Source organism: Bradyrhizobium sp. STM 3809 (assembly GCF_000239795.1).
In the GTDB taxonomy this organism is placed as follows: Bacteria; Pseudomonadota; Alphaproteobacteria; order Rhizobiales; family Xanthobacteraceae; genus Bradyrhizobium.
Genome location: NZ_CAFJ01000065.1, coordinates 20120 through 31359 on the forward strand (window position 1 = coordinate 20120; position 11240 = coordinate 31359).

At 62.9% G+C, this 11240-nt stretch carries 12 protein-coding genes; 1 reads left to right on the forward strand and 11 read right to left on the reverse strand.

The features are described 5' to 3' along the window. Positions 1–96: 96 nt before the first annotated feature. The 11 genes from BRAS3809_RS03145 to BRAS3809_RS03190 form a co-directional block, all read right to left on the reverse strand. A complete protein-coding gene (locus BRAS3809_RS03145) occupies positions 97–525 on the reverse strand; it encodes a ribbon-helix-helix domain-containing protein (protein ID WP_035655164.1) in 429 nt (142 codons plus the stop codon). A gap of 9 nt (positions 526–534) precedes the next feature. Next, the gene (locus BRAS3809_RS03150; RefSeq protein WP_008960656.1) at positions 535–2520 is read right to left on the reverse strand and encodes a conjugal transfer protein TraG; all 1986 of its coding nucleotides are present in this window, start codon (positions 2518–2520) and stop codon (positions 535–537) included. Positions 2521–2539: 19 nt separating this feature from the next. Continuing rightward, positions 2540–4300 (reverse strand): relaxase/mobilization nuclease domain-containing protein, encoded by a 1761-nt coding sequence (locus BRAS3809_RS03155; protein WP_008960657.1) that lies wholly within the window; start codon positions 4298–4300, stop codon positions 2540–2542. 542 nt (positions 4301–4842) lie between these two features. Next, positions 4843–5928 carry an IS110 family RNA-guided transposase gene (locus BRAS3809_RS03160; RefSeq protein WP_008960658.1) on the reverse strand — a complete coding sequence of 362 codons (1086 nt, stop codon included), beginning with the start codon at positions 5926–5928 and terminating at the stop codon, positions 4843–4845. A 760-nt stretch (positions 5929–6688) separates the two neighbouring features. Next, complete coding sequence (locus tag BRAS3809_RS03165; protein ID WP_008960659.1) at positions 6689–7201, reverse strand: S26 family signal peptidase; 513 nt, start codon at positions 7199–7201, stop codon at positions 6689–6691. Then, positions 7198–7662: a DUF2840 domain-containing protein gene (locus BRAS3809_RS03170; RefSeq protein ID WP_008960660.1), complete on the reverse strand. Its 465-nt coding sequence runs from the start codon at positions 7660–7662 to the stop codon at positions 7198–7200. The genes BRAS3809_RS03165 and BRAS3809_RS03170 overlap by 4 nt, the downstream gene beginning before the upstream one ends. A gap of 292 nt (positions 7663–7954) precedes the next feature. Next, positions 7955–8836 (reverse strand): replication initiator protein A, encoded by an 882-nt coding sequence (locus BRAS3809_RS03175; RefSeq protein WP_008960661.1) that lies wholly within the window; start codon positions 8834–8836, stop codon positions 7955–7957. Positions 8837–8838: 2 nt separating this feature from the next. Next, entirely contained in the window at positions 8839–9141 is a 303-nt protein-coding gene (locus tag BRAS3809_RS03180) for a helix-turn-helix transcriptional regulator (RefSeq protein ID WP_008960662.1), read from the reverse strand. A 138-nt stretch (positions 9142–9279) separates the two neighbouring features. Continuing rightward, entirely contained in the window at positions 9280–9801 is a 522-nt protein-coding gene (locus BRAS3809_RS03185; RefSeq protein WP_008960663.1) for a DUF2285 domain-containing protein, read from the reverse strand. Between the two features lie 58 nt (positions 9802–9859). Then, entirely contained in the window at positions 9860–10048 is a 189-nt protein-coding gene (locus BRAS3809_RS35680; protein WP_139017303.1) for a transcriptional regulator domain-containing protein, read from the reverse strand. A 167-nt stretch (positions 10049–10215) separates the two neighbouring features. Next, complete coding sequence (locus tag BRAS3809_RS03190; protein ID WP_008960664.1) at positions 10216–10494, reverse strand: DNA -binding domain-containing protein; 279 nt, start codon at positions 10492–10494, stop codon at positions 10216–10218. A gap of 177 nt (positions 10495–10671) precedes the next feature. Between BRAS3809_RS03190 and BRAS3809_RS03195 the strand changes: the two genes are divergently transcribed. After that, a complete protein-coding gene (locus BRAS3809_RS03195; RefSeq protein WP_035655167.1) occupies positions 10672–10929 on the forward strand; it encodes a helix-turn-helix domain-containing protein in 258 nt (85 codons plus the stop codon). Positions 10930–11240: the final 311 nt, after the last annotated feature.

The window sequence follows — 11240 nt, forward strand, 5'->3', positions numbered from 1 at the left end:
CTGAATGGCATCTGAGGCGATCCAGCGCTCGCGCTCAAGCGCAGGAAAAGAAACTCTAGCGTAGACTCCTGCTTGGCCCCTGTCCGAAGCCGTCTCTCATTCGCTTGGCTCTTCCGGTGTCTTCCTCACGAAATCCTCCGGGATCTCGCGCAGAAAGCTCTGGCCCTTCTGGAGGCGCCGGCCGAGTGCCTCGACGAAGCCCTCGAACCGCTCACGGCCCTTAATCTGCGCCGCCGACTGAACCTCGTTCGGAAGCGGCGGCGTCACGGTCAGCCAGAAGCGGACGAACAGCGCCAACGTCTCCGCGAGAATCCCAACGTCCCGCTCCAGCCGTTGCATCTGGCGCGATAGCCGATCGAGCCTTCGCGTGAAGGCAGCCTCGCGGCGGTCGGCGCCATCGGGCGACAGGAACGACAGAACGGCCGCCTCCACGATCGCCGAGCGTGACAGCTTCTTGCGATCGGCGAGCTCCGTGATCTGCTTCAGCAGCTCGGGCGTAAAGTAGACATTCATCCGATCACGCATGAACCGCCCTCACAGACCCATGTCGTCGCCGGGATCAAGCGCCGCCTGCCGCGCGACGCCCGTCATGGTCGGATCACGCCCGCTGTTCGGAAATGTCGCCTGATCATCGTCGAGCACCAGCGAGAACTCGTCTACCGGATCGGCGATGGTCGTCTCACTTGCGATCGCGACGTGCTCTGGCAGCTCGGGCTCCCTGCGCAAACCGCCATTGGCTTGATCTTCACTAGCGAGCGAAAGGTCTTCGGTTTTGGTTAGGGATGGAGATATCGGCGCAAGCGCCGACCATGCATCCGCTCCTTGCGTCAGAACGGGCCTCGCGATGTCTGGGGGCGGCAGAACACGCGCGATCAGTCTTGGGTCTTCGAAGTAGCGGACCTTCTTCGCCCGGATCGGCGGTGCGCCGGCGACCATCACGATCTCGTCCGCCGGCGGCAGCTGCATTACCTCGCCCGGCGTCAGGAGCGCCCGCGGCGTTTCCTGGCGCGAGACCATGAGGTGACCGAGCCAAGGCGCCAGCCTATGGCCGGCATAGTTCTTCATCGCCCGCATCTCGGTGGCAGTGCCGAGCGCGTCGGACACACGTTTGGCAGTTCGCTCGTCGTTGGTGGCAAAGCTCACACGAACATGGCAATTGTCCAGGATCGCATTGTTCGGCCCATAAGCTTTCTCGATCTGATTGAGCGATTGCGCGATCAGAAAGCTCTTGATGCCGTAGCCGGCCATGAAGGCCAGCGCGGACTCGAAGAAGTCGAGCCGCCCGAGCGCCGGGAATTCATCCAGCATCATCAGCACGCGATGCCGGCGCTCCCGGGCTTGAAGGTCCTCGGTCAGACGCCGGCCGATCTGGTTCAGCACGAGCCGAATGAGTGGCTTGGTCCGCGAAATGTCCGAGGGCGGCACGACCAGATACAGCGTCGCCGGCTCGTCGCCCGCAATCAAGTCAGCGATGCGCCAATCGCAGCGGCCGGTGACCTCGGCCACAACGGGGTCGCGGTAGAGTCCGAGGAACGACATCGCGGTGGACAGCACGCCCGACCGTTCGTTCTCGGATTTATTCAGAAGCTCGCGCGCGGTCGATGCGATGACGGGATGCGGACCCGCCTCGCCAAGATGCGGCGTTGCCATCATGGCAGTCAGCGTCGTCTCGATCGGCCGCTTGGGATCGGACAGGAAGGCCGCGACGCCGGCCAATGTCTTGTCTGCCTCGGCATAGAGGACGTGCAGGATGGTGCCGACCAGCAGCGAATGACTGGTCTTTTCCCAATGATTGCGCTTGTCGAGCGAACCTTCAGGGTCAACTAGGACGTCGGCGACATTCTGGACGTCGCGCACCTCGAAGGCCCCGCGCCTGACCTCGAGCAGCGGGTTGTAGGCCGAGGCCTTCGGGTTGGTCGGATTGAACAGCAGGACCCGGCCGTGCCGCGCCCGAAAGCCGGCCGTGAGCTGCCAGTTCTCGCCCTTGATGTCGTGGACGATAGCCGACCCCGACCAGGTCAGCAGCGAGGGCACGACGAGCCCCACGCCCTTGCCCGACCGCGTCGGCGCAAAGCACAGCACATGCTCGGGTCCGTCATGGCGGAGATAGCGCATCCCCAGCCGCCCCAGCACAACGCCGTCCTCGCCGAGCAGCCCGGCTTTCTCGATCTCACCGGGCTCGGCCCAGCGCGCAGATCCATAGGTCGCAACGATCCTCGCTTCCCGGGCCCGCCACAGCGACATGCCGATCGCGGCAGCAGCGGCCAAGAGACTGCCAAGCGCTGCGATGGCCGCGCCCTCGGTGAACACGCGTGGCGCATAGGCATCGTAGACGAACCACCACCAGAAGAAGGCCGGCGGCCAATAGACCGGCCATCCCGCGAGCCAGAACCATGGCGGTCCCAGTCGCGCCTGAAACGCCAGCCGCCAAGCTGTCCATTCCGTCGCGCCCAAGACCGCAATCAACACGATCAGTGACACCGCAAGGATCTGGCCCCAGAGGATTCGGGTCGCTGGCATTGATGCTCTCCTGGGCTGATCAGAGGCTAAGGTCGCGCTTGCGACCGAGCTGCCATTCGATGCCGCCGGCCTTAGCGAGGCCGGTGACGGTCTTCCCGAGCCGGCTGTCGAGCTCGCGCGACCAGGGGACCAAGTAGAAACCGAGTCCATTGTCGATCATGGCGAACCGGCCAGAGGCGAGCGCCACCCGCTGGCGATATGTCCCGGCCACAGGTGTCCCTGGCGACACTGGCAGAGACGGCAGACTGAACTGCGCCGACAGCCGCGCACCGACGGCGTCGAGCTCGCGCTGTCGCAAGGTCTTCAAGAGATCCCTCTGTACGATGATCCGCTGGCCTTGCCGCCGTGCCAGACCCTGGTCTGCAAGATGCTCGGCCCGCGCGCGAAGAGCATCCCTGGTCTCGGCGCCGAACCCACCGAGCGCCAGCGGCATCGGTTCCCGTTCGACCAGGCGATGGTCGAGCCAGGTTGCCCCCTCCGCTGAGATCTGCTCGGCGAGACCAAGATCCGAACGCGTCGCGAGCAGCAGGGTCGGCCGCGCCTCGTCCGGCCCGCCGAAGCGCCTGACCTCGACGATGCCGCCAACAGGCGGCGCCTGGGCGAAAGCCTCGGCCCCACGGAACCGGACATGATGCGCCCGGCCGTCGACGCCATCGATCACGGCGTAGGCCTCGCCGGTCAGCTCATCGTGCAGCCCGCGGTCGACCAGCCGGCCAACGATCGGCGACCCGGCATCGGATCCCCCGATCGCGTAATCCTCTACTGACCGCTCTTGCCCGCGCGCCGCGAAGGCCTGGTGCATCGTCTTGATAATGTCTCCCCGCATGCCGAGCTCGCGCAGCTTCCGCTCCGCACCGAGCTCGACCATCCACTCGTTGGGGCCGGCCGCGCTCGCCAGCCCCAGGCGTTCCAGATGTTGCAGGCGCCCGCGCATGAGCCGGACCACCTCGGGATCAGGAAGGCCTGCGGCTTCCGGTCGAAGGTCGATGGCGCCGACCTCGTCCGCCGCCATTCGGATCTCGCGATCGAGCCGCGTCCAGCGGTCGGCAGTGATCTCCTTCTCGAGCGCATTGCGGATGTCGTGCTCCGGCTTCGGGCCAAGCTCGATCGCGACCAGCTCTTCGGCGCGCGAGCGCAGGCCGCTGCTGATGTAGTCGCGGGAGATGACGAGATCCGCGCCGCTCTCGTCGACGCCACGCACAAGGACATGGATGTGCGGATTGTCTGTGTTCCAGTGATCGACCGCAATCCACTCTAGCCGCGTCGAAAGATCGGCCTCCATCTGCCGCATGAGGTCCCGGGTGAATGCCTTGAGATCCACCATATCGGCCGCGTCCTCCGGGGACACAATGAAGCGGAAATGATGCCGGTCCCCCCTGCCCCGCGCCTCAAAGCCAGCCTCATCGGCCTGATCGCAAGCCACATCGAACATCCGGGCCGGCTCGCCACCGCGAGTGACGCCATCGCGCTTGAGATAAGCCAGATGGGTCGCCAGGGGCGCTGACCGAAACGCGCGCCCCGCGTGCCTCGCGATCCGCGCCTTCACCGTGACGCGACGCACCGGGACGAACAGACGCTCGCGGCTGAAGCTGAGCCGGCCGCGCCCGAAGGTCGAGTGAGCCCGGACCGCATGACGTCCGTTAACCGTCGGCAAGCGCGCGACGTGACCGGCGACATTGGCAGCCCGCAGCACACGATTGATGAAGGTCTTGGCGTTGGTGCCCCGCCCATGACGAATGCGCCCGGGCCTGACGCGGAACTCACGCTCACTGGTGCTCATCCAAAACACCTCAGAGCCGGGAAACTCACTACAGTGCCGAAAACAGCATTGATCGTGCTACCAAAAACCTTAAGCGCGGCACGCGTTCCGACCGACCGGCACGGATGAACGCAAGCCATGTCAATGGCTTGCTGTTCAACAGGCGAGCCGCTTTTATCTTGCCGGAGTAATCGGGCGTCTCTCCGCCTTCTTCTTCGACATGATCGTCTCCTCTGCTTCATACTATACGGCTGCACCCGAGCGGTCGACAACATGACAATGGCTCGGCTTTCGTCGTGATCTTGCGGTGATAACATCTGGTGGTCCATGCAGGAGTCCGTGCTCAGCCCCGCTCGCCATGCGGGCGCACATGTCGTCGTCAGGATCGCGGGGCAACACAGGCACTCACGCGCGCTCGCAGCCTCGATCGGACTGTCGTCGCCGGCAAGATAGCGTGCTCTCCACATCCGCTTCGATCCACCAAATGCCTTTCCGCCGATCAGCGGAAACTCAGCCATTCTTCTGTCGTCGAGCTGTCTGCCAGACGGCGCTCGCCAGAGCTCTCACATTGCGGCGGCGAGCGCCGTCGGGTTGTTAAAAGTCGGTTCAGCGGCACTTTCATCTTCGGCTGCGAACCGGAACACGGATCCGTCGATCCACATGCGATGCATGACCACTGCCAGCTTGCGTGCAACGGCCACCACCGCGCGTTTGTGGCCTCGCTTCGCTGCGATCCGGACACCCCAAGCCTTGATGCCGCACCATTGCTTGGATCGCACCAGCATTGCGCTAGCCGCCTCGTAGAGCACGGTACGCACCTCCCCGTCGCCGCACTTCGAAATGTGCCCTTCGATGTCGATAGATGTGCCCGTCTGGATGCGCCGGGACGTCAGTCCGAAATGCGCGCCGACGGTCTTCGACTTGCTAAACCTGTGCGGGTCATCGATGGCAGCCTTGAAGGTCAGTGCCGTCACCGGGCCGACGCCGGGAATGGCACAAAAACGTCGGCAGAGCTCGTCGCGGCCCACCATCTGCACCAGCAGATGATGCAGCTTTTTGTACTCGGTCCACAGTGCTTCCCACGCTCTCAACATGCAGTCTGTCACGCCGGCGATAAGCCGGTCGCAAGCGACCAACTCGTGCACTCGCGCTACAAATGTCGCGCGCTGGACCCGCGGTCCGACCATCAATCCGAACACCTTCAGCGACTGTCTGATCTCGTTCTCTATGTCGAGCAGTTTGCGCTTCAGCGTTCGCCGGTGTCCCAGCAGAAGCCGTATTTTGTGACTCTCCTGACTCTTGACATGGACCGGTCGATACCAACCCGCACGCACCAGGTGCGCCAATCCTCGCGCGTCATTTTTGTCAGTCTTGTTGCGCTGGGCTTCCAGGGCAGCCGCGGCCTGCCGCGTTTCCAGCAGGACCATGGGCAAGCCAAGAGACACGAGCTCACGGTGCAGCCAAGGCGCTACACTTCCCGCTTCATGGCCGACCTTGTCGAGCCGTGGCAGGTACGGTGCCAACGCTTCGAAAATGATCGCAGGATCCGTCAACACGCTGGCTTCGAACACGACTGCGCCGTCGCGGCTGTTCACGACGCAGATTGCGGTCTTGGTGCTGGAGGTGTCGAGTGCTGCTGAGAGTTTCATCGGCGGACGTCCTCTTCGGCGAATCAATTTTGATTCCCCGCCATGCTGCGCCTTTGTTGCCGCGACTGTCTCACCTCGCACCCGCCCGATTACGCCGCCACTAGAAAATCGCCCGACTCTGACCTGATATTCTCGACCCTATTAGTTCGTGCGTTCGCGCTTTGTGTCGTACTCTCGGATAGTCCCGAGAAGAAAACACGATCTTGAAACAGGTCGAGAACGCTCGCGATCGCCAATGGCTCTCGATATGGGCGGATCCGTTCGTACAATGTCGGACCCGAAGCCTTCCGGATCATCGGCCGACTCACATCGGAGATGTCGATGAACGGCATCCATCTGACAGAAGAACTGCACCAAATTCTGCAGAATAATTGCAGAAATCGCAGCGCTCGGCCCGGCGAACGGAGCGCATCAAGCCGCACCGCAAACGCTTGCTGGGGAGTGTATTCGCGACCGAGACGGCGCCCAAACCTGCCATGTTCCGCGGTCGAACAATGACCATTTCTGCAGCCGAAACCCACGACCGATAGTGGCGCGAAGTGCGTTGCGAGGCAGTTCCACTGCACCGGTGGCCATAGACGCAGGTCCACCGTGAGCTGGCATCTGGCCGTCTCAATCCTGACGGTCACGACATCGACATTGGCGTTAGCACTAGTGCTAACACTGGTGCTAGCAGCGCTGCTAAGGGCACCTGAGCCGCGGCAAAACTCCACGAGCTCAGGCAGCTGCCTTGTACGCCGAGTGCAGACCGAGCGCATTGTCACGGCTCCCTGGTCCACATCGGAACTGCGCGTCCGATGACATCCGACATCGCCGTCAAACCGAAATATCGGCCATCCAGCGAGACCTCCGATTGCCAGTTCATCAGGAAGATCTGCCCGTCGGCGACAATGCGACAACCCTGCCAATCCGGCAGCGGATGACCCCGGCGATCGGTCTGTTGCGCGGCGCCGACCTCGACGTCATCAACAATGATCGCGAGCTCGCGGCGACAGACTGTTTGGCCGGGAAGGGCAAGGATACGTTTCAACATCGGCGCACCGACCGGCAAATAGCCGCCAGCAGCGAGGAACGCCGCTAGCTGCTCCTGAGGTCTCACAACGACCAGTTCGGTGACGTACCAGTCGCTGACCGGCTGCACGGCATAGAGCCCGATTGGTACGCTTTCAGAAGCGTTCCAGATGAAGTGCGGCCGCGGATTGGCCGCGCCCGCTCCGAGCAGAAGCGTAACGCCGGAGAACATCGCCACAGCGATGGAGAAGCGCCGTCTCATGGCATGATGCTCCGGCGATGCAGCCAGGCGCGGTGCCGCAGCAGCGTGTATGGACGGGGCGGTTCATTGGCCGTGAAGCGGTTCTGAACGTGCCGCCAATGATCCGGTGCGACATCCGCCGGATCGATGCCGAGAGCTTCGATCGCGTCGATGTGCTGCAGGACGCGTTCGACCTTCGGCCAGCCAAACACTTGCAGCAGAATGGCAGCTCCAGGACCGACGAAGGGCACGGTCGCGCAGGCCTCACCGGCGCAGACAGCCTGCAGAATATCGATCCGCGACAGCACCGTGCCGTAGGCGTTCGACGACCATCGGACGAACGCAAACACGCTGCCGGGCGTGAAAGACACCACGCGTCGATAATGATCGAGCCGCAAGTCTTGAACGGTTCGACCGAAACGGATGCGGTTCTCGATCTTGCCCTGCAGCCATAGCAGCTGGACGCGCGTCAGCTCGCTCATCGGATCATCTTTCGGCTGGACAGGATTGGGAAGCGCTGGAGGGCCCGGCACGAGCGCACAGAGGGCTGCTCGAGCAAGCCTGACGACCGCCCACGCAGAGGCGGCAGGCGTCCACCGGTGCGGCCGTGAGGGTGCCCGTTAGACAAAATCCGAAGGATTTTGCAGTTAGGTAAGTTAAGGGGCCGAAAAGCTAAGCCGATTGAGCAACTTAAGACCGGTTTTGGTCCCCGATAGCACGAGGATCCGGTCCCCGATAGCACGAGCCTTGCGGTCCCCGATAGCACGAGACAATTCACAGCTTGTCCCCCGCAGCGCTCGGTGAGTGATGCCTGGCGAAGCGCCGAGCGACGGGGTCCGTCATGACGGCCGTGAAGTTCAGCCGCTCCGTTCCGTTAGGATCGCGGGTCAGCACGAGTTCGTAGCCAGGCAATGTCTGGCGCCGGACGATCTCGCGCAGGTCGTAGGCGAAATGTTTGAGCGGTGAGAGGCTGCCGGACTTGGCATGGAGATAGACGAGATCGAAGCTCCAGCCGCCGTCCTGATGACCGCCATGCTTGCGCACGAGGCGATAAAGCCAGCGCTCCAAACCGCCTGTCAGTGCAAAATATTGGCGATCGATCGTCAGCACGAGCGCATCGTCAATGACGCCCGAATAGAACCAATCCGGCAGGATCAGCTGCAGTCCGGACGGCTTGCCATGCACATCCGCGGTCTCCTTCCACTCGTTGATCCAGGAGAAGCGATGCCGCCGGCGCTCCGTCGGCTGGCGGATCGAAGTCAGCACGGTCGTCGATTGCAGACGGTCGAGACCTGCTTTCAGACGGTCGTAATCGCGCACGCCGGTGCCACGCCCGACGAAATTCAGGATCTCATACGGCGTGGCCGCCATGAGGCGCGATGTCTTTAGTCCGGCGTCACGCGCTTCGACGATCTGCGACGCTGCCCAGATCAAAACATCCGCGTCCCAGATGGTCGCCATGCCGTGCTCGGGGACGGCTTCGACACGGATTGCGACGGTGCCTGCGCGGAAATCGATCGGCACCACCCGCTTGGCTTTGGCCAGCGAGAAGAACGGATAAGCCATCAGATCCTGCGCATCGCGTGGCGCGAGATCGCCCGGAAGCGCGCGAAACAGATCGAGCTGCGCCCGCTCGGATTTGCGGAGATGACGCATGCTCACGCCCGCACAGCCCGCTGCGCGCGGCGCTCTTTGCCCGCATAGGGGACGAGACCTGCATGTCTCTTCGCCGGTAGGACCGTCCCCTGCCCGGGATCGGCGGTGGACGTCTTGGTGCCGCGATCCACCCATGCTTTGAGGTCGTCGAGCGCATAGACGACGCGTCCGCCGATCTTGCGATAGGTCGGACCAGTGCCGTAGGTCCGGTGCTTCTCGAGCGTGCGGCCGGACAGGCCGAGATAACGCGCAGCCTCGGGTGTACGAAGAAAGCGCAGCGGAAGACCGGCCAAGGAATCGGACATCTGGCAACCTCCAGGACAGATCAGCGCGCTTCCTCGTAGTGCAGCGCGTCGACGGTCAGCATGGAGGCGTAGGCCAGCGAAGGGGGAGGCCGCAGATCGAGGGGGCCGTTTCCGGCCACCTCCTCAATTTCCGTGAAGCTATTCGTCCTTGCGCGGCGGTCGCAGGAGTTGCCGATATCCCCCGCGGATCAAGGAGAGGCCGTCCTCAACCAGACGTCTGGTGAGGCTGCGCACTTCGCTCGTTTTCCAAGCGCGCGCGGGAATGCGCGCTGCGCCGAACAGCACTTCTGCAATCGTTCGATGACTATTGCCCTGTTGCCAGCCGTCGAGCGCGCGCAAGATCAGCACCAGGCGCGTGCGGCGCTGCTGCGTCAAGCCGTCGGAGGCGGGTCCAAGCGGCTGCGCGCGCAGAGCACGCCAGAGACGGTCGGCCGCCTCGTTGCGCATCTTGAACTCGCGATCGTACGGCAGCAGCACCGCGTAGGACACCGTGCTCAACGGCCTCCTGCGCAGCCACACGCGGTGCTGGCTTGCACCGATCTGAACGACGACATGCCAGCCGTCTGTCGCTCGGCGCAGCTGATCCGGCGCGAACTCAGGCAGCTTTACGATCGGCGCGACGACCGGCACACGCGTGCCGATCTCGACAAGTGCCAGCACAGTGGACAACCGCTCAGGTGCCCAGAACACCGACTGGGCATCGAAAGCTAGCCTTGGATCAGCGGCGAAATATCAACCCCCAGTGCTTCCGGAAGTTGGCGGGCGCGCTGCGCTCGGGATGAGCGACCGCCGAGAATTGCGCACGATAGTTCGATGATCGGCGAACAATCTCCCAAGCAAAGCCTGGGCGGTCCGCGCGATGAATGTTCGCGTAGGCCTTGGGTGCGCGCCAATCGAATTCCGACATCGTGCTGTCCTCATCAGGTTAGGACTGCAACGCAATAGGCCAATGATGGCGCCATTTAAGATTGTTGAAGAGATTCTCGACTCGTGCAGGTAAAGTGATGCGGGCTACCGCCCGAACCAACTACACGATTGCTTGAGGCGATCGAGTTCCGTCCTGGTTGCACAACTTCAGGTCTCAGGAGGACTACGTAGGAAGCCGTCGTAGCCTTCGTCCGACAACCACTTTGCCCGCGCCATGTGGCTGTCGAATGCGCGACGTGCGCGTTCGGGTTCGCGGACCGGATCAATGTGCAGAACGATCTGGGCGACCTCTTCCCAGTCCGCACCGGCCGCCTCTGCATCGAGAAGGCGGAGATAGGTGACGAGGTGCTCCTCGTCATACGGCGTCAGAACGGGATCGCTCGGAGCCGTATCGGCAACGTCAGGATCAAGCGGGGGAAAGGACATCGGTCAGAAACCCACAAAGGCAAATACGACGCTCGTTCTTAGCCAGGGAGAGAGACGGAAGCAGCCCTACAGGAGACCGGGACAGGGCACCATAAACCAACACAATCAATTACTTGATCCCGATTTGTAGAAAATACTCCGTGGTGAAATACTCGACAAGCCTGTGCTGTCTTGGAGATGAACATCCGAGACGTCTTGGCCGTCAACTTGAAGCGCTTGCGCCGAACCAAAGGCGTTTCGCAGGAAGAACTCGCCCACCGCGCCGATATCGATCGGACCTATATCAGCCTGGTTGAGAGAAGCCGCAATGCCGTCTCAATCGACGTGCTCGCCGCTCTCGCGGCTGGCCTCGGCGTCGAGCCGGCAGACCTTTTGAAGCCGACGCCGCCGACAGTGGATCTCAACAAGAAGGGGCGACGTACTAGAAACCGGTAACGCCAAAGCGTGCTCAAAATTTGGCGTTGACGTTTTTCCCTGCAGTGCCCGGGCTCACGGCCCAGGTGTTCCCCGACGCCCATGCGGGCCCACAGATGGGGTCGGCCAGGCCTCTCGCCCCAAGACGTAGCGGCTTCCCTTTCAGCCAATGGGCTGGAATCAATGAGGCATGAGCAATCTCACCCGCCGCCGAGATAAGGACTCGCCGAACGAGACCTGGCACATCTACTTCGGTGATGTGCAAGCCGGCACGATTGCCAAGCGCACGGAAGGTCCTTCCGGTTCGCCCGCCTGGCAGTGGTTCTGCGGCT